Genomic DNA, 17,392 nt, shown 5'->3' with positions numbered 1-17,392 from the left:
CATGGACAAGCGTTTCACCCCCATTCCCATTGCCCAGCAGCTGGAGCTGCGCAGGCAGGCCATTGACGATGTGCTGGCCCACCCCGAATGGTCTTTGCCGCAGGCCGTGCGGCATCTGAAGAAGACCATGCGGCTGACCACGGCCGAGATGGCCAAGCTTTGCGGCGTTTCCTACAGAACGCTGCAGGACATCGAGCAGGAGCGCAGCGAAGGCAGCGTGCAGACCATGAACCGCATCTTGGCCATGCTGGGGCTCAAGCTCGGGGTGGTGCGCATCGTGCGGACCCCGGATTCACCGGCCGACCCGCACAACGACGCGTCTTAGGCAAACAGCTTGGCCAGCGCCTCTCCCGGCTCCTTGGCGCGCATGAAGGCCTCGCCCACCAGGAAGCTGTGGATGCCGGCATCGCGCATGGCCTTGACGTCCTCGCGGCTGCCGATGCCCGACTCGGTGACCAGCAGGCGGTCGGCGGGCACGTTCTTTTGCAGGTCCAGCGTGGTCTGGATGCTGACCTCGAAGCTGCGCAGGTTGCGGTTGTTGATGCCCACCAGCGGCGTCTTGAGCCGCAGGGCGCGATCCAGCTCGGCGCCGTCATGGACCTCGACCAGCACGGCCATGTCCAGGCTGTGGGCGATCTGTTCCATCTCGGCCATCTGCGCGTCGTCCAGGCAGGCGGCGATCAGCAGCACGCAGTCGGCACCCATGGCCCGCGATTCGTAGATCTGGTAGGGATCGACCATGAAGTCCTTGCGCAGCACGGGCAGGTGGCAGCTGGCGCGCGCCTGCTTGAGATAGTCCACGCTGCCCTGGAAGAACTGCTTGTCGGTCAGCACCGAGAGGCAGGCGGCGCTGACGCCCTTGCCGTCGCCATCGGCATAGCTTTGCGCGATGTCGGCGGGGATGAAGTCCTCGCGGATCACGCCCTTGCTGGGGCTGGCCTTCTTGATCTCGGCGATCACGCCGGCATGGCCGGCGGCGATCTTGGCGCGCAGCGCGCCCACGAAGTCGCGCGTGAGCACGCGGCTTTCGGCGTCGCGGCGCATGTCCGCGAAGGGCATGCGCTTCTGGGCGGCGGCCACTTCCTGCACTTTCACGTCGCAGATTTGCTTGAGGATGTCGGACACGTTGCTTTCCTTGGTTTCTTGTATTCGGTGGTCGATGGGGGCTGCGCGGCTCAGGCCGTCAGCCGGGCCGTGTAGGCCACGAGTTCGTTGAGCTTGGCCAGGGCCGCGCCGCTGTCCAGCGCCGCCTGGGCGCGGGCCATGCCGTCCTCGATGCTGGAGGCCACGTTGGCCGCATACAGGGCGGCACCCGCGTTCAGGCAGACGATGTCGCGCGCGGCACTCTTTTCGCCATGGAGCACGCCCAGCAGCATGGCCTTGGATTCCTCGGGATTGTCCACCTTGAAGGCGCGCGTGCCCACCATGCGCAGGCCGAAGTCCTCGGGATGGATCTCGTACTCGCGCACCACGCCGTCCTTGAGCTCGCCCACCAGGGTGCCCGCGCCCAGGCTGATCTCGTCCAGGCCGTCGCGGCCATAGACCACGATGGCGTGCTCGGCGCCCAGGCGCTGCAGCGCGCGCACCTGGATGCCGACCAGGTCCTCGTGGAACACGCCCATGAGGATGTTGGGCGCGCTGGCCGGATTGGTCAGCGGACCCAGGATGTTGAAGATGGTGCGCACGCCCAGCTCCTTGCGCACGGGCGCCACGTTCTTCATGGCCGGGTGGTGGTTGGGCGCGAACATGAAGCCGATGCCCACGTCGGCGATGCTGCGCGCGATCTGCTCGGGGCTGAGCTGGATGTTGACGCCCAGAGCCTCCATGGCGTCGGCGCTGCCGCTCTTGCTGCTGACGCTGCGCCCGCCGTGCTTGCTGACCTTGCCGCCCGCCGCCGCGATCACGAAGATGGAGCAGGTGGAGATGTTGAAGGTGTTGGCACCGTCGCCGCCCGTGCCCACGATGTCCACCAGGTGGCGCTTGTCCTCCACATGGACCTTGTTGGAGAACTCGCGCATGACCTCGGCCGCGGCCGTGATCTCGCCGATGGTCTCCTTCTTCACGCGCAGGCCGGTGACGATGGCCGCCGTCATCACGGGCGACAGCTCGCCACGCATGATCAGGCGCATCAGGTGCAGCATCTCGTCGTGGAAGATTTCGCGGTGCTCGATGGTGCGCTGCAGCGCTTCCTGGGGGGTGATCTGGGTCATTGCGGTGTCTCGGTTGGTGCCGGCCTGCTCAGGCCTTCTGTTCCAGGAAATTCTTGAGCATGGCGTGGCCATGCTCGGTGAGGATGCTCTCGGGGTGGAATTGCACGCCCTCGATGGCCAGGCTGGTGTGGCGCACGCCCTGGATCTCGCCGTCCTCGCTGGTGGCCGTGATCTCCAGGCATTCGGGCAGGCTGGAGCGCGCAATGGCCAGCGAGTGGTAGCGGTTGACCGTGAACTGCTCGGGCAGGTCGGCGAACACGCCCTTGCGGTCGGTGGTGATGACGCTGGTCTTGCCATGCATCCGCTGGCCCGCGCGCACGATGTCGCCGCCGAAGGCCGCGCCAATGCTCTGGTGGCCCAGGCACACGCCCAGGATGGGCAGGCGGCCTGCAAAGTGCTGGATGGCCGCCACGGAAATGCCGGCCTCGGCCGGCGAGCAGGGGCCGGGCGAGATCACCAGGCGGTCGATCTTCTCGCGCTCGACCAGGGCGATCACCTCGTCCAGCGTGGCCTCGTCATTGCGCACCACGGTGACATCGGCACCCAGCTCGCCGAAGTACTGGACGATGTTGTAGGTGAAGCTGTCGTAGTTGTCGATCATCAGCAGTCTGGTCATACCGGCTCCTGGGTCTCAAAGGGAAAAACGGGTGGCGCGGGCATGCCGCAGCGAAGGCTGGCGCGGGAATGCGCGCAATGCTGCCTGGGTCTGGAAGGGGGAATCTGAGGGCATCTGGGCAATCTCCTGGGTTCTGGGAGCCGCCGTGCCGGGGAGCCATCTGCTGGGTGAGCCTTGCTGCCGTCACGGCGGCAAGGCGCGGTACGCAACCGCAACGACGTGCCGCTTCCTTATTGGAAGCGCCACCACTGTGCAACGATGATCGAAACGGGCGTACCGTTCATGGCTGTCTTGGATCGAGAGTTCAAGTGTCTGGAAGACGGGAATGCAGCAGGCTGCATGGCGGAGCATGCTAACACAGGGTCCGCGCAGCGTGGCGGGACGACCCTGCAGGCGCCTCACTTCAGGAAATCCGGCTGGTCGAACTTCTGCTTCAAGAAACGGCCATTGGCCAGCAGCGCCTGCGCGTCGCTGGCCGCCACATGGGCCACCACCTGCTGCATCTGCCCGGCCAGCAGCGCCAGCTGCTCGGTCAGCAATTGCCTGGGCGTCTTGCCGTCCTGCACGGGCTGGGTGACACGGAACAGCGGCGGCAGCGCCGCATAGTGCGACAGCGTGGCGGGCAGGTACTCCAGCACCGTCTCACGCACGGTGAACAGGCCGTCGTTGAAGACCGGGCCGGCGTCGGCCAGCGAGGGCAGCACCTCGTGCACCGAGCCGCGCACGCTGTCCAGGTGCTTTTGCATCTCGGGCGTGAGCATCGGGCGGGCCTTTTGCACCAGCTCGTCGATGCGTTCGCGGATGTCCTCGGCGCTCCAGTGCTGCTGCAGCGCCCGCTCGAAGCTGGCGCCCGCGGGCTGCAGGGCCCAGCCCAGCAGCAGGCCCGCGACGTACAGGCCCAGGGTGATCCAGCCCCAGCCGGCGCCGATCACGCCCGCGAACAGCAGCACCGGCCCCAGCAGGGCCAGCGCCAGGCCGGCGAGGTTGCCGTTGCCGTAGAAGAAAAGCTGCAGGCGGCGCATCAGGCGGGTCCCATCGCTGGCGGCGCTGTCACTGGTAGCCCCGGATTTCCTTGAACACCAGCGGCAGCCCGCTCTTGCCGGTGTTGCGCGCATCGAAGGCGCGCCCGCCCGTCAGCGCGGCCAGGGCCTGCATTTCGCCGGACTGCGCCTCGCCAAAGATGATGGGAAAGACCCGCACCAGCGGCGCGCCGCCGTCGCGCGCCATGCGCTGCTCGCGCTCGAACGCGGCCCAGTCGCGGCCGGCCGTGTTGGCGCCATCGGTCAGCAGCACGATGCTGACGAAGCGCTCGGGATCGGCCCGCAGTTCCTGGCGTGCCTGCTGCTGCGCCAGCGTGAGCGCGTCGTAGATGGCCGTGCCGCCGTCGGCCACCAGGCTGTCGGCATAGGCCAGCACCTGGGCGCTTGCGGCCTGCAGGTCGCCCGCCGCGAACTGCACGCGCGCGGGCTGGCCGACCAGGCCCGAGAACGGAATCAGCAGCACGCGCTCGCGCGCCTGGAAGGCGGCGTAGCGCTGGCTGGCGGCCGAGGCCTCGGCGCCGGACAGCAGCTTGAGCGCCTCCTTCATCTGCGCCAGCCGCGCACCCTTCATGGAGCCGCTCACGTCCAGCACGAAGATGCTGGTGGCCGGGCGGCGCAGATCGCTCTGGTAGGCCGAGAGCACGGCATCGATCACCTCCAGCCGGTTCGGAAAGCTCAACTCCACCACGGGCGCCGTGGGCAGCGCCGGGCTGGCCTGCGCCTCGGGGCTGGCGGGGCGCAGCTGGGCCTGGCGCAGCGGCGGGCCCTGGAAGGCGGGGGCCTTGAACTGGGCGACCAGCCGGTCATAGTCTGCGCGCCGCGCAGCGTTGAGCAGCATCAGCGGATAGTCGGCCGAGATCACGCCGTCGCGCGGGTAGACCAGGGTGAGCCGGTCGGCGGCGGGCAGCTTCTCGTTCAGGCGCAGGATCACGGCCTCGTAGTTGACCAGCGCATCAACGGCGCCGGGCTCGCGCTCGAAGGCCTCGGCCAGCCAGCCGGAGCTGCCTGCCGTGAGCTTGTGGCCCGACAGAAAATCCTTGAGCACCTTGGCGTTGACCTCCCTGGCGTCCAGGTCCTCGGTCTTGCCGGCCACGGCCGAGGCCACGGCGAACAGCGCGCTCATGCCGGTGTTGGAGCTGGCCGGATTGGTCATGCCGTAGCGCAGCCGGCCCTGGACGGCAGCGCGTGCGATATCGGCCCAGGTGGGCGGTGCCTTGTCCCAGCCCAGCTTTTGCAGCACGGGGGCCTTCACGCCCAGGGCCACGCGCGAGTAGAAAAGCTTTTCACGCGCCAGAGGCTTGTTCGCCAGCGCCAGCGCGGGATAGGCGCCATTGGGCGGCAGGATGGCGTCGTACTGCTCGCCCGCATTGATGCGCTCGACCATCTCCAGCGTGCCCGCATAGCTGAGCTTGAGCGGCACGCCCGCCGCCGTGGCGGCCTGCTCCAGCGCGGGCGCCACGTCCTTGAGCTCGGAGCCGGCCAGCACGGTGAATGCACCCTGGGGAGCGGCGGACGGATCGGACTTGGCGGCGGCCTGCGGCGCGGGTTCGGGCGACTTGCCGCAGCCGGCCAGGGCCAGCGCCAGTCCCAGCAGCCACCAGGCCGCCAGGCGCCGGAACATGCTCACAGCACCACCTCGCCGGCAGGCGCCTGCAGCGCCTCGCGCACGTCCTCGCGGCGACTCTTTTCCAGATAGGCGCGGGACTTGTCTACCTCCTGCGACAGCGTGTCCACCGTGGTCTGCATGGAGGCCAGGGCCTTGACCTTGAAGTCAGCCATGGCGTCCATGGTCTGGTAGATGTTGCCGAAGGCCTGCTGCAGCCTGGCGATGTCGATGGTGCTGCCGGCCGCCTGCTCGTGGATCTTCCCGCTTTGCTCGCGCAGCAGCTCGCTGGTGCCGGCGATCAGGTTGCCCGTGGTGGTGTTCAGCGCCGTGATCTGGTCCAGCACCAGCTTCTGGTTGGCCAGCGCCTGCGCCACGATGACGGCCGTGCGCAGGGCGGAGACCGTGGTGGTGGTCGCGCGGTCCACGCCCTTGGCCAGTTCGAGGTTGTTCTTGCGCACCAGGTCCAGCGCCAAGTAGCCCTGCACGTTCACCGCCATCTGGGTGAGCAGGTCGGTGACCTTCTGGCGTGCGTAGAACAGCATGTCCTCGCGCACCACGCGGGCCTTTTCCGGGTCGCTGGCGTCCAGCTGTGCGGCCTTGGCATCCAGGGCCGCGTCCAGCTTCTTGCCGATGTGGATGTATTTTTCCAGCCGCTCCATCAGGCCCCACAGGTTGGCCTTTTCCTGCTCGATGGCGGCGTTGTCGCGCAGCAGCTCGTCCTTGCCGCGCTTGAGGCTGTCGATGATGGCGTTCAGGTGGCTCTGGCTGGACTGGAACTTGTCGAAGTAGTCCACCAGCCTGTTGCCCATGGGGATCAGGCCCAGCAGCTTGCGCGGCTTGAACAGGTCGTCCTGGCGCGAGGGGTCCAGCGCCTCCACCTGGCGGCGCAGGTCGATCAGGCCCTGGCCGATCTGGCTGCCCTGGTCGAACAGGCCGTTGTTCAGCGTCTTGACGGGGCGCTCCAGCATGCGGTTGGAGACGGCGGCAGCGGCCTGCACCTCCTTGTTGCCCATGCCGTGGATGCGCTCGACCGCGCCCTTGAAGGCGGGCGACTGGCTGTCGTTGGCGGTGATGTCGTCGATGAACTGCGCCACCTGCGCGTCCAGCTGCTGCACTTCCTCGGCCTTGAGGCGGACCTTGCCGCTGGCCGACTCGATGGGCACGGGCAGGGCGGGCGCAGGCGGCTCCAGCACGAAATCCTGCGCCTGTGCAGGCACGGGCACAGCGGCGCTGGCAGCGGTGGTCTGGGGGGTGTTGCTCATCGGTTGCTCCTGGAACGTTCGGTCATTTGAAGCGCTGCTCCATGTCCACGATCATTCGCTCCAGCCACTCCTGGCTGGGCGGTTCGATCACATCCACCAGCTGCGCGGGCGCCTGCACGCCCTGTCCGGCCCAGCGCTCGGGCCCGTGCGTGTCGCCGCCGGTGCGAAAGCCGTATTCCTGCGCCAATGCGCGCAGCTGCGGATCGGATTCGAGCAGCTGGCCCACGCGATCGCCCGCAGGCGTGTAGGGCACGAGCACATGCTTGGAATACAGCGTGGGCTGCGGGTAGAGCATCACCATCTCGCCGCTCCTGCGCTGCGGGTGGCGCAGCAGGAACTCCACCAGCTGCGATTCATAGGCCACCAGCAGCGGCGCCTTGCCCATGCCCAGGGCCAGGTAGTCCTCGAAGGGGCCGGCCGACGAGCTTTCCTGGAAGCCCTGGCGCAGGAACAGCGGCGCCACCTGCGGCATCACGCGCTCCAGGTCGGCCGGGCTTTGCACCACCTGCTGGCCGTTGAGCACATAGCTGGCCAGCGCCAGGTACATGGCCGCGCTGTTGGAGCTGCGCACATCGGTGCTGGCGGGCAGCACGGCCTTGCCGGTGGCAAAGGCGCCGGAGGCCTTCAGGTCACGCCAGCGCGTGCCCTTGCCGGCCATGGCCAGCAGGGCGGGAAGATCGGTCACGTAAAAGAATTCGCCCTGCTTTTGCGCAACGCCGTTGGCGATCAGGATCTCGGCAATGGGCCGCCAGCTGGCGAACACGATGGGCGTGTAGAACGGCGTGTAGACCGTGCCGGCCCTGGCCGCCGCCTTGAGCTGGGCCGCAGCCGGCGCCCCCGAGGGAAAGCCGAAGTCGTACTGCTTGGGGTCGTAGCTGTTGGCAATGCTGCGCGAGCCGGCCTTTTGCACCGTCACCGTCACGCCGTGGCGCGCCAGCACGTCGCGCACGCGCTCGTCCTGGAAGAAGGCTTCCTTCTCGGAGCCGATCAGGCCGCGCGCCGTCACGGACTGCTGCTGCGTCAGCTGCGCCTGGCGGTCCTGCACCAGGGCCGTGCGCGAGTACCAGACGCCGCCGCCCACGGCCGCCAGCAGCAGCGCCGCCAGCGACGCCGCCAAAGCACGGCGGGCGTTCATTGAGAGGCTCCGCCCTGGATGACGGCAAGATGAAATTCGGTCATGAACGCGCGGGCCGTTGTCATGTTCTGTTCAAAAAAACTTCTTATACGGAAGTTTTGTGACACAACGACGACACGCGGCCCGGCCCGCGCCGCGACTACCTCAGCGCGACTACCTCAGCGCGAGTTGCTCAGTGAAGCTGCGCCCACCGGGCGTTTCGCGGTGCTGCTGGGTGCGGTGCTCCACCAGCTGGTCCCACGTCTGCATCTGGCGCTCTTGCGTCTTGCGCAGCGCGCCGGTGACCTGCTTGCCGGCTGTCTCGATCAGCGTGGTGATGGTGCGGCTGTCCTGCACCTTGGTCAGGTCATAGTTGCCCGTCTGCAAATCCAGCATGCTGCGGTTGCGCGCCTTTTTGGACTCGGCGTTCAGGGACTCGGTGACCACCTGGGCGATCGACTCGCCCTCCCTGCCGCGGGACTGCCGGGTGGTCTTCTGGCCCACCTGGTACTCGGCGCGGCCGATTTCGGTCACGGCGCCGAATTCGTTGGTGTTCTCGAAGTCACCGCTGAAGCTGGCCTGGAAATCGGCCAGGCCGCTTTGCAGGGACTGGACGGAACGCTCCAGCCCGGAGAGCGCGACGATGGCGCCCGGCGCGGCCGGCGCCTGCGCGTTGTGCAGCTGACTGAAGGCACTCTTGAACATGTCCACCAGCGCCGCATCCGCACGGCCGCGCTGCGCGGCGGCATCAAAGCGCTTCAGATGCTGGTCCAGCGCGGCCTGGCGCTGCGAAGCGCTGGCGCCCACGGGGGCATCGGACTCCAGGTTGACGGCCAGCTCGCCCGCCGCGCCCTTCATCGCCACCGATCGGCCATCGGCGCCCACATGCAGGCTGAACGAGGACAGGGGCTGCGAAGGCTTGGGGTTCTTGATGTCCAGATCCAGGCCGGACAGCACGCTGCGGTCGAAGTCCATCAGCTTGCCCAGTTCCAGCTGGGGCTTGCCCGGCTTTCCCAGGCCTTCCAGCGCCTCGTCCAGCCCGTCGGCCAGCTGGGCAATGGCCGCGCTCTCGGCTTGGCTCAAGGTGCCGGAACTCTTGACCTCGACCCGCAGCCCGCTGCTGCTGCCCGCTTCGCTGCCGTCGTTCGTGGCAATCCGCAGCTCCACGGTCTGGCCCGATTGCGTGCGGATCTTCAGGCTCACGGTGGCAGCGCCCACGGACACATCGCTCAGTGCGGACTTGTCCAGGGCCTGCGCATCCGCGCTGCCTGCGACGGAGTCGGCCGCCGTGGGCGCCTGGTACTCCGCAACCGTCTGTTGGTAGTCCGACGGCGTGGCCGCAAAGCGCGACAGCAGGGCGCCGCCCAGGCCGCGCCAGCGGTCGGCCAGGCTGGCCGACGGGCCCAGGCCCAGGTTGCGCGCCATCAGGGTGCTGATGTCGTCCCTGTCTTGCGAGGCCCAGGCCCGGGTCAGCCTGAACTGGCCCAGTTCCACGGGCTGCGGTTTGGCATAGATGACGCTGGACCCTGTGGACTGGCCCAGCGTGACCTGCGTGCCCGGGTCGGCGGGTGCAGCAGCTGCCGTGGTCGCTGACGACCTCACGGACACCGTGGGCCGCATGCCCGCTGCGCTGGCGGCAAAGCTGGCGCCGGTGGATGAAATGCTGGTCATGGATTGATCGTCTTCCTTCGGTCTTGTCCTGACTGAATGTGGCGGCCCAGGCCTTTGCAGGCAGGGGATTTTCTCTGTTCATGGACCATCGGCAGATTTCCGATTTTCTTTACCCCCGTGCACCAATATGGTGTGAAAACCTTGTATTCATTGAAATCCGGCCAATACAGGGAATGTTTGGCTGTTGGCGCAAAAAAGACGCCATTGCCCTACTGGACGCAGCGACCGGCGGCAAGCGGCATCCTCTCAGTGAGGCCGCCCTCTTTGACTTGAGTCAAGACTATGGAGTGAACTGCATCGATATAACGAAACGGCATCGCCAAAATCGGTCGCTGCAGTGCAACATAGATAGAATGAAAAAGACCAGGAGACGATATTGGCATGCAAACCTTTGATTTGCATGCATCAAAACAAGCTATCAAAAGCTTCGTAGTCACAGGAAATACAAACATTCGCCATGGCGCATATGTCGGCAATGCCGCGCCATGCCCCGTGATTCCTGAAGAAGCCGCCCCAAGGCGGCCTGTTTCCCGGCAGACCTTCTGATCTGGAGCATTCGAGATGACGCTATTGGCTGGCAAAAAAGGCCTGATCGTCGGCATCGCCAACCGCGACAGCATTGCCTGGGCCTGTGCCCGGGCCATGCATGCGGCGGGCGCCGAGATCGGCGCGACCTGGCAGAACGACAAGGCCCGTGTGCATGTGGAGCCCCTGCTCGACGAGATCGGTGCCGAGCTGCGCATGCCGCTGGACGTGGGCGACGACGAGCAGATGCGCGCACTGTTCGATGCCGCCGCCGTGCGCTGGGGCCGGCTGGACTTCGTGCTGCACGCCGTGGCCTACGCCCCGCGCAAGGACCTGCAGGGCCGCGTGGTGGACAGCTCCCGCGAGGGCTTTGCGCTGGCCATGGACATCTCCTGCCACTCCTTCATCCGCATGGCCCACCTGGCCGAGCCGCTGATGGCCGCCAGCGGCGGCAGCCTCATGACGCTGAGCTACCTGGGCGCCAGCGAGGTCATGCCGCACTACGGAATCATGGGCCCGGTCAAGGCCGCGCTGGAGTCCACCACGCGCTACCTGGCGGCCGAACTGGGCCCCTCGCGCATCCGCGTCAATGCCGTCTCGCCCGGGCCCATCGCCACGCGCGCGGCCTCGGGCATTGCCGCGTTCGATGAACTCGTGGCCGACAGCGTGCGCCGCTCGCCCATTGCCGGTGAATTGCAGCCCGACGACGTGGGGCCGCTGTGCGCCTTCCTGGCCTCGGACGGGGCGCGCGCCATCACGGGCTGCACGCTGTATGTCGATGGCGGCCACCACATCCTCAACTAGCGGCTGCCGCACCGGCGCCCCGCAGCACTGCAGATGACCCTCCCATTCCCCCGAACCGCCACCGCCGCGCTGGCAGCCGCACTGGCAGCCGCACTGGCGGGATGTGCCTCCCTGGCGCCGCCGCATGAGTCGCCGCCCCTGCCCACGCCCGAGGCCTGGCCTGCCCATCTGCAGGCGGGCGCCCAGGGTGTCGCCGCCGCCGGCCTGCCCTGGCGCGACTACTTCACCGACCCCGTGCTGCGCCAGCTGATCGCCACCGCGCTGGAGCACAACCGCGACCTGCGCGTGGCCGCGCTGCGCGCCGAAGAGGCGCGCGCGGCCTTCCAGATCCAGCGCTCCGAGCTGTTCCCGGCCATTGGCGTGGGTGGCCAGGCCGCGCGGGCGCGCGTGCCTGGCGACCTCAACCTCTCGGGCCGCTCCGTGGTCAGCGGCGAGTACCGCGCCGAGGTCGGCTTCAGCAGCTGGGAGCTGGACCTGTGGGGCCGCGTGCGCAGCCTCAAGGACGCGGCCCTGCAGACCTGGCTGGCCAGCGATGCGGGCCGCCACGCCGTGCAGACCGCGCTGATCGCCCAGGTGGCCGACGGCTACCTGGGCCTGCGCGAGCTGGACGAGCGCGTGGCCATTGCGCGCGAGACGCTGGCCACGCGCCAGGAATCCTTTCGCATCTTCACGCGCCGCGAGGCCGTGGGCGCCAGCTCACGCCTGCAGCTGGCCCAGGTCCAGACCCTGCTGACCCAGGCGCAGGCCCTGCTGGCCCAGCTGGAGCTGGCACGCGCGCAGCAGCTGCACGCACTGGCGCAGTTGGTCGGCGCCCACCCGGGCCCGCTGCCCGCCGCCGCACCCTTTGACGACGCCCTGGTGCTGGCCGAGCTGCGGCCGGGCCTGCCCTCGGAACTGCTCACGGCGCGGCCCGACATTGCCGCGGCCGAGCACCAGCTGCGCGCAGCTCGCGCCCAGATCGGCGCGGCGCGCGCCGCCTTCTTCCCGCGCATTGCGCTCACCGCCCGCTGGGGCACGGCCAGCGCCGAACTCGACGGCCTGTTCGACGGCGGCAGCCGCGCCTGGGCCTTCGTGCCCACGGTGTCCCTGCCCATCTTCGACGGCGGCCGGCGCCGCGCCAACCTGGAGCTGGGCGAGATCCGCAGCGACATGGCCGTGGCCCAGTACGAGAAAGCCATCCAGACCGCCTTCCGCGAGGTGGCCGATGGCCTGGCCGCACGCCGCTGGCTGTCCGAACAGATCACCGTGCAGCGCACCGCCGTGCAGGCCCAGGCCGAGCGCGCGCGGCTGGCGCAACTGCGCTACGACAACGGCTCGGCCGCCTACCTGGAGGTGCTGGACGCCCAGCGCGACCTGCTGGCCGCACGCCAGCAACTGGTGCAGGCGCGGCGCGCCCTGCTGTCCAGCCAGGTGGGCCTGTATGCCGCCCTGGGCGGCGGCAGCGGGGCCGAACCTGCCGCGTTGCCGGCCACCCTGCCGGCCACGCCTGCCGATCCCCCGAATTCCTGAAGCCTCCGGACCCGCCCATGGACAAGAACACCTCTCTGAAGAACAAGATCGTGCCGATCGCCGCCGTGGCGGTCCTGGCCCTCGTGGCCTGGTGGGCCTGGAAGACCTTCACGCCCAAGGGCCCGGGCGAGGGCTTCGTCGGCAGCAACGGCCGGGTCGAGGCCACCGAGATCGACATCTCCACCAAGCTGCCCGGCCGCGTGGAGGAAATCCTGGTGCGCGAGGGCGACTTCGTGCAGGCCGGCCAGCCCGTGGCGCGCATGCAGATCGACACCCTGCGCGCCCAGCGCCAGGAAGCCGACGCCATGCGCCAGCAGGCCGAGCACAGCGTGGCCGCCGCCGAGGCCCAGGTCACCCTGCGCCGCAGCGACCTGGCCGCCGCCCAGGCCCTGATCGTGCAGCGCGAGACCGAGGTGGACGCTGCGCAGCGCCGCTTCAAGCGCTCGGAAACGCTGGCGCGCGAGGGCGCCTCTTCGGTGCAGGAGCTCGATGACGACCGCGCCCGCGTGCGCGGCAGCGAGGCGGCGCTGGCCGCCACGCGCGCACAGGCCGCCGCTGCCCAGGCCGCCGTGAAGGCGGCCGAGGCCCAGGTGGTCGGCGTGCGCTCCCAGGTGCAGGCGGCCACGGCCACGGTGGCGCGCGTGCAGGCCGACATCGACGACGGCGTGCTCAAGGCCCCGCGCGACGGCCGCGTACAGCTGCGCGTGGCCCAGCCCGGCGAGGTGCTGGGCGCAGGCGGGCGCGTGCTCAACCTGCTGGACCTGTCCGATGTCTACATGACCTTCTTCGTGCCCGAGACCGCCGCCGGGCGCATTGCCCTGGGCAGCGAGGTGCGCCTGGTGCTGGACGCCGCGCCCGAGTACGTGATCCCGGCCCGCGTCTCCTTCGTCGCCAGCCAGGCCCAGTTCACGCCCAAGACCGTGGAGACCGCCAGCGAGCGCCAGAAGCTGATGTTCCGCGTGCGCGCCCAGATCCCGCCGGAGCTGCTGCGCCGCCATCTGGAACAAGTCAAGACCGGCGTGCCCGGCATGGCCTGGCTGCGCACCGATGCCAGCCATGAGTGGCCCGCCAACCTGGCCATCAAGCTGCCAGCCCAGCCCGCGCAATGAGCGAGAGCACGACGCCCCATGCCAGCGGCTGGGTCGTGCGCCTGAAGGGCGTGCACCAGCGCTATGGCCAGGTCGAGGCGCTGGCGGGCATCGACCTGGACATTCCCGAAGGCCGCATGGTCGGCCTGATCGGGCCGGACGGCGTGGGCAAGTCCAGCCTCATGGCGCTGATCTCCGGGGCACGCAAGATCCAGGAAGGCAGCGTCGAGGTGCTGGGCGGCGACATGGCCCAGCGCCGGCACCGCGAGGCCGTCTGCCCGCGCGTGGCCTACATGCCGCAGGGCCTGGGGCGCAACCTCTATCCCACCCTGTCGGTGGAGGAGAACCTGCAGTTCTTCGCGCGCCTGTTCGGCCATGACGCGGCCGAGCGGCGCCGGCGCATCGACGACCTCACCCAGGCCACGGGCCTGCGCAAATTCCTGGAGCGCCCGGCCGGCAAGCTGTCGGGCGGCATGAAGCAGAAGCTGGGCCTGTGCTGCGCGCTGATCCACGACCCCGACCTGCTGATCCTGGACGAGCCCACCACGGGCGTGGACCCGCTGGCGCGCGCCCAGTTCTGGGACCTGATCGCGCGCATCCGCCGCCAGCGCCCCGGCATGAGCGTGCTGGTGGCCACGGCCTACATGGACGAGGCCCAGCGCTTCGACTGGCTGGTGGCCATGGACGAGGGCCGCGTGCTGGCCACGGGCACGCCGGCCGAGCTGCTGCAGCGCACGGACAGCCGCTCGCTGGAAGAGGCCTTCATCGCCCTGCTGCCCGAAGAGAAAAAGCGCGGCCATGCGCCCGTGACCATCGCCCCCCTGCCCGAGGGCGGCGAGGACGACATCGCCATCGAGGCCAGGGACCTGACCATGCGATTTGGCGACTTCGTCGCCGTGGACCATGTGTCCTTCCGCATCCGCCGCGGCGAGATCTTCGGCTTCCTGGGCTCCAACGGCTGTGGCAAGAGCACCACCATGAAGATGCTGACCGGCCTGCTGCCGGCCAGCGAGGGCCAGGCCTGGCTGTTCGGCCAGCCCGTGGACCCGCGCGACATCGACACGCGCCGCCGCGTGGGCTACATGACCCAGGCGTTCTCGCTGTACGGCGAGCTGACCGTGCACCAGAACCTGGTGCTGCACGCGCGCCTGTTCGGCGTGCCCGAGGCGGACATTCCCGCGCGCGTGGCCGAGATGCTGCAGCGCTTCGACCTGCAGGCCGCGCAGCACAGCCTGCCGGCCGCCCTGCCGCTGGGCATGCGCCAGCGCCTGTCGCTGGCCGTGGCCATGGTGCACAAGCCCGAGCTGCTCATCCTGGACGAGCCCACCTCGGGCGTGGACCCCGTGGCGCGCGACGGCTTCTGGCGCCTGCTGGTGGAGCTGTCGCGGCGCGACCGCGTGACCATCTTCATCTCCACCCACTTCATGAACGAGGCCGAGCGCTGCGACCGCATGTCCATGATGCATGCGGGCAAGGTGCTGGACAGCGACACGCCCGCGCGCCTGGTGGCCAAGCGCGGCGCGGCCACGCTGGAGGAAGCCTTCATCGGCTACCTGGTCGAGGCCGGTGGCGGCGAGGCCCCGGCCGAGGAACAGCAGGCCGCACCGGCCACGCCCGCTGCCGTGGAAACGCACACCGCGCGCCGCCGCCATTTCAGCGCCCAGCGCATGCTCAGCTATGTCTGGCGCGAAGCGCTGGAGCTGCAGCGCGACCCGGTGCGCGCCACGCTGGCCCTGGTGGGCTCGCTGATCCTGATGTTCGTGATGGGCTACGGCATCAGCCTGGACGTGGAGGACCTGCGCTTTGCCGTGCTGGACCGCGACCAGACCACCATCAGCCGCAGCTATGCGATGAGCCTGTCGGGCTCGCGCTACTTCATCGAGCAGCCGCCGCTGACCGACTACGACGCACTGGACCGCCGCATGCGCAGCGGCGAGCTGACCCTGGCCATCGAGATCCCGCCGGGCTTTGCGCGCGATGTGCTGCGCGGCGGCTCCGTGCAGGTGGGCGCCTGGTTCGACGGCGCCATGCCCACGCGCGCCGAGACCGTGCGCGGCTACCTGCAGGGCATCCACCAGCACTGGCTGACCGAGCAGGCGCGCGAGCGCCTGGGTGTGGCGCCGGCCGGCCTGATCGACATCCAGACGCGCTTTCGCTACAACCCCGACGTGCGCAGCTTGCCGGCCATGGTGCCGGCCGTCATGCCCCTGCTGCTGCTGCTTTTGCCCGCCATGCTGACGGCGCTGGCCGTGGTGCGCGAGAAGGAAAGCGGCTCCATCACCAATCTCTACGTCACGCCGGTCACGCGCACCGAATTCCTGCTGGGCAAGCAACTGCCCTATGTGGTGCTGGCCATGCTGAACTTCCTGCTGATGTGCCTGATGGCCGTCACCCTGTTCGGCGTTCCCGTGACGGGCAGCTTTGCCACGCTGGCCCTGGCGGCGCTGATCTTCAGCGGCGCCTCCACGGGCTTCGGCCTGCTGGCCTCCACGCTGACGCGCAGCCAGATCGCCTCGATGTTCCTGGTGCTGATCGGCACGCTGATCCCCACCACGCAGTTCGCGGGCCTGGTCGATCCCGTGTCCTCGCTGGAGGGGGCGGGCCGCATCATCGGCGAGGTCTATCCGGCCAGCCACATGATCGCCATCAGCCGCGGCGTGTTCAGCAAGGCGCTGGGATTTCGGGAGCTGGCCGGCTCGTTCGGGCCGCTGCTGCTGTCCGTGCCGGTGATCCTGGGCCTGGCCATTGCACTGACCAGAAAGCAGGAGAGCTGACATGCGCACCCGCCTTTTCTCCAACATCTACCGGCTGGGCGTCAAGGAGCTGTGGAGCCTGTGGCGCGATCCCGTGCTGCTGGTGCTCATCGCCTATGTGTTCACGGTCTCCATCTACACGGCGGCCACGGCCATGCCCGAGAGCCTGCACAACGCGCCCATCGCCATCGTGGACGAGGACGGCTCGCCGCTGTCGCAGCGCATCGCGGGCGCCTTCTATCCGCCGCAGTTCGCGCCGCCGGCCATGATCGACCGCACGCAGATGGACCCGGGCATGGACTCGGGCACCTACACCTTCGTGCTCAACATCCCCCCCAACTTCCAGCGCGACGTGCTGGCGGGCCGCGCCCCCGAGCTGCAGCTGAACGTGGATGCCACGCGCATGAGCCAGGCCTTCACGGGCAACAGCTATGTGCAGCAGATCGTCACGGCCGAGGTCAGCGAGTTCGTGCGGCGCTTTCGGGGCGCCACCGCCCTGCCCGTGGACCTGGTGGTGCGCGCGCGCTTCAATCCCGCGCTGGACAAGGTCTGGTTCGGCGGGCTGATGCAGATCATCAACAACGTGACCATGCTGTCCATCATCCTCACGGGCGCGGCCCTGATCCGCGAGCGCGAGCACGGCACGGTGGAGCACCTGCTGGTCATGCCGGTGACACCGACCGAGATCATGCTGGCCAAGATATGGTCCATGGGACTGGTCGTGCTGGTCACCGCCTTTGCCTCGCTCAACCTCGTGGTGCGCGGCGCCCTGGGCGTTCCCATCGAAGGCTCGCTGCCACTGTTCCTGGCGGGAGCCGCGCTGTGCCTGTTCGCCACAACGTCGCTGGGGATCTTCCTTGCCACGCTGGCGCGCAACATGCCACAGTTCGGCATGCTGCTGGTGCTCGTGCTGCTGCCGCTGCAGCTGCTGTCGGGCGCCATGACGCCGCGCGAAAGCATGCCCGAGCTGGTGCAGAACATCATGCTGGCCGCGCCGACCACCCACTTTGTCGAGCTGTCGCAGGCCATCCTCTACCGCGGAGCGGGGCTGGACGTGGTCTGGAAGCCCTTCCTGGCGCTGGCCGCGATCGGCTCCGTGCTGTTCGCCCTCACGCTCACCCGTTTTCGCAAGACCATCAGCCAGATGGCCTGATTTCGTTCCCGCCGCCAAGGCATCTTTCCATCTCAACCAGC

General features: G+C 68.7%; 15 protein-coding genes. 7 read left to right on the top strand and 8 right to left on the bottom strand.

Annotated features, from left to right (window positions below; translation table 11 throughout):
- Position 1 precedes the first annotated feature (1 nt).
- Entirely contained in the window at positions 2-325 is a 324-nt protein-coding gene (locus KDK82_RS17385; protein ID WP_088165740.1) for a helix-turn-helix transcriptional regulator, read from the top strand.
- On the opposite strand, the gene trpC is transcribed toward KDK82_RS17385, so the two are convergent.
- The 8 genes from trpC to KDK82_RS17345 all read right to left on the bottom strand — a co-directional run bounded on the left by trpC (position 322) and on the right by KDK82_RS17345 (position 9,519).
- Entirely contained in the window at positions 322-1,125 is an 804-nt protein-coding gene (trpC, locus tag KDK82_RS17380; protein WP_065347113.1) for an indole-3-glycerol phosphate synthase TrpC, read from the bottom strand. The genes KDK82_RS17385 and trpC overlap by 4 nt on opposite strands.
- A 50-nt stretch (positions 1,126-1,175) precedes the next feature.
- Positions 1,176-2,210, bottom strand: coding sequence for an anthranilate phosphoribosyltransferase (trpD, locus tag KDK82_RS17375; protein WP_013804671.1), 1,035 nt, complete (start codon positions 2,208-2,210; stop codon positions 1,176-1,178).
- 28 nt (positions 2,211-2,238) lie between these two features.
- Positions 2,239-2,826 carry an aminodeoxychorismate/anthranilate synthase component II gene (locus tag KDK82_RS17370; protein ID WP_088165739.1) on the bottom strand — a complete coding sequence of 196 codons (588 nt, stop codon included), beginning with the start codon at positions 2,824-2,826 and terminating at the stop codon, positions 2,239-2,241.
- A 398-nt stretch (positions 2,827-3,224) separates the two neighbouring features.
- Entirely contained in the window at positions 3,225-3,848 is a 624-nt protein-coding gene (locus tag KDK82_RS17365) for a hypothetical protein (protein WP_088165738.1), read from the bottom strand.
- Positions 3,849-3,876: 28 nt separating this feature from the next.
- Positions 3,877-5,487, bottom strand: a complete 1,611-nt coding sequence (locus KDK82_RS17360) for a VWA domain-containing protein (RefSeq protein ID WP_088165737.1) — start codon at positions 5,485-5,487, stop codon at positions 3,877-3,879.
- Between the two features lie 2 nt (positions 5,488-5,489).
- Positions 5,490-6,734, bottom strand: coding sequence for a toxic anion resistance protein (locus tag KDK82_RS17355; RefSeq protein WP_088165736.1), 1,245 nt, complete (start codon positions 6,732-6,734; stop codon positions 5,490-5,492).
- A 22-nt stretch (positions 6,735-6,756) separates the two neighbouring features.
- The gene (locus KDK82_RS17350; RefSeq protein WP_088165735.1) at positions 6,757-7,869 is read right to left on the bottom strand and encodes a hypothetical protein; all 1,113 of its coding nucleotides are present in this window, start codon (positions 7,867-7,869) and stop codon (positions 6,757-6,759) included.
- 153 nt (positions 7,870-8,022) lie between these two features.
- Entirely contained in the window at positions 8,023-9,519 is a 1,497-nt protein-coding gene (locus KDK82_RS17345) for a hypothetical protein (protein ID WP_043820146.1), read from the bottom strand.
- A gap of 381 nt (positions 9,520-9,900) precedes the next feature.
- On the opposite strand from KDK82_RS17345, the gene KDK82_RS32825 reads away from it, so the two are divergent.
- Genes KDK82_RS32825 through KDK82_RS17320 form a run of 6 tightly spaced genes read left to right on the top strand, consistent with a single transcriptional unit; the run spans position 9,901 to position 17,351 of the window.
- A complete protein-coding gene (locus KDK82_RS32825) occupies positions 9,901-10,065 on the top strand; it encodes a hypothetical protein (protein WP_179217935.1) in 165 nt (54 codons plus the stop codon).
- A gap of 15 nt (positions 10,066-10,080) precedes the next feature.
- Positions 10,081-10,848, top strand: a complete 768-nt coding sequence (fabI, locus tag KDK82_RS17340; RefSeq protein ID WP_013804678.1) for an enoyl-ACP reductase FabI — start codon at positions 10,081-10,083, stop codon at positions 10,846-10,848.
- Between the two features lie 33 nt (positions 10,849-10,881).
- Positions 10,882-12,357, top strand: coding sequence for an efflux transporter outer membrane subunit (locus KDK82_RS17335; RefSeq protein ID WP_088165734.1), 1,476 nt, complete (start codon positions 10,882-10,884; stop codon positions 12,355-12,357).
- A gap of 17 nt (positions 12,358-12,374) precedes the next feature.
- The gene (locus tag KDK82_RS17330; RefSeq protein ID WP_012202692.1) at positions 12,375-13,466 is read left to right on the top strand and encodes an HlyD family secretion protein; all 1,092 of its coding nucleotides are present in this window, start codon (positions 12,375-12,377) and stop codon (positions 13,464-13,466) included.
- On the top strand, positions 13,463-16,219 hold the full coding sequence (rbbA, locus tag KDK82_RS17325) for a ribosome-associated ATPase/putative transporter RbbA (protein WP_088165733.1): 2,757 nt from the start codon (positions 13,463-13,465) through the stop codon (positions 16,217-16,219). The genes KDK82_RS17330 and rbbA overlap by 4 nt, the downstream gene beginning before the upstream one ends.
- Before the next feature lies 1 nt (position 16,220).
- Positions 16,221-17,351, top strand: a complete 1,131-nt coding sequence (locus KDK82_RS17320) for an ABC transporter permease (protein WP_012202690.1) — start codon at positions 16,221-16,223, stop codon at positions 17,349-17,351.
- The last annotated feature ends 41 nt before the right edge of the window (positions 17,352-17,392 follow it).

Origin of the sequence: Delftia sp. K82, from assembly GCF_002193035.1 — a bacterium.
GTDB lineage: Bacteria > Pseudomonadota > Gammaproteobacteria > Burkholderiales > Burkholderiaceae_C > Comamonas > Comamonas acidovorans.
This window is presented reverse-complemented; position numbering and strand designations above follow the sequence as displayed.

Excerpts from the sequence above, each read along its gene's own strand:
- KDK82_RS17320 (WP_012202690.1), top strand. The coding sequence starts at position 16,221 with ATGCGCACCCGCCTTTTCTCCAACATCTACCGGCTGGGCGTCAAGGAG.
- KDK82_RS17370 (WP_088165739.1), bottom strand. The coding sequence starts at position 2,826 with ATGACCAGACTGCTGATGATCGACAACTACGACAGCTTCACCTACAAC.
- KDK82_RS17330 (WP_012202692.1), top strand. The coding sequence starts at position 12,375 with ATGGACAAGAACACCTCTCTGAAGAACAAGATCGTGCCGATCGCCGCC.
- rbbA (WP_088165733.1), top strand. The coding sequence starts at position 13,463 with ATGAGCGAGAGCACGACGCCCCATGCCAGCGGCTGGGTCGTGCGCCTG.
- KDK82_RS17365 (WP_088165738.1), bottom strand. The coding sequence starts at position 3,848 with ATGCGCCGCCTGCAGCTTTTCTTCTACGGCAACGGCAACCTCGCCGGC.
- KDK82_RS17350 (WP_088165735.1), bottom strand. The coding sequence starts at position 7,869 with ATGAACGCCCGCCGTGCTTTGGCGGCGTCGCTGGCGGCGCTGCTGCTG.
- fabI (WP_013804678.1), top strand. The coding sequence starts at position 10,081 with ATGACGCTATTGGCTGGCAAAAAAGGCCTGATCGTCGGCATCGCCAAC.
- KDK82_RS17385 (WP_088165740.1), top strand. The coding sequence starts at position 2 with ATGGACAAGCGTTTCACCCCCATTCCCATTGCCCAGCAGCTGGAGCTG.
- trpD (WP_013804671.1), bottom strand. The coding sequence starts at position 2,210 with ATGACCCAGATCACCCCCCAGGAAGCGCTGCAGCGCACCATCGAGCAC.
- KDK82_RS17345 (WP_043820146.1), bottom strand. The coding sequence starts at position 9,519 with ATGACCAGCATTTCATCCACCGGCGCCAGCTTTGCCGCCAGCGCAGCG.
- KDK82_RS32825 (WP_179217935.1), top strand. The coding sequence starts at position 9,901 with ATGCAAACCTTTGATTTGCATGCATCAAAACAAGCTATCAAAAGCTTC.
- KDK82_RS17360 (WP_088165737.1), bottom strand. The coding sequence starts at position 5,487 with ATGTTCCGGCGCCTGGCGGCCTGGTGGCTGCTGGGACTGGCGCTGGCC.
- KDK82_RS17355 (WP_088165736.1), bottom strand. The coding sequence starts at position 6,734 with ATGAGCAACACCCCCCAGACCACCGCTGCCAGCGCCGCTGTGCCCGTG.
- KDK82_RS17335 (WP_088165734.1), top strand. The coding sequence starts at position 10,882 with ATGACCCTCCCATTCCCCCGAACCGCCACCGCCGCGCTGGCAGCCGCA.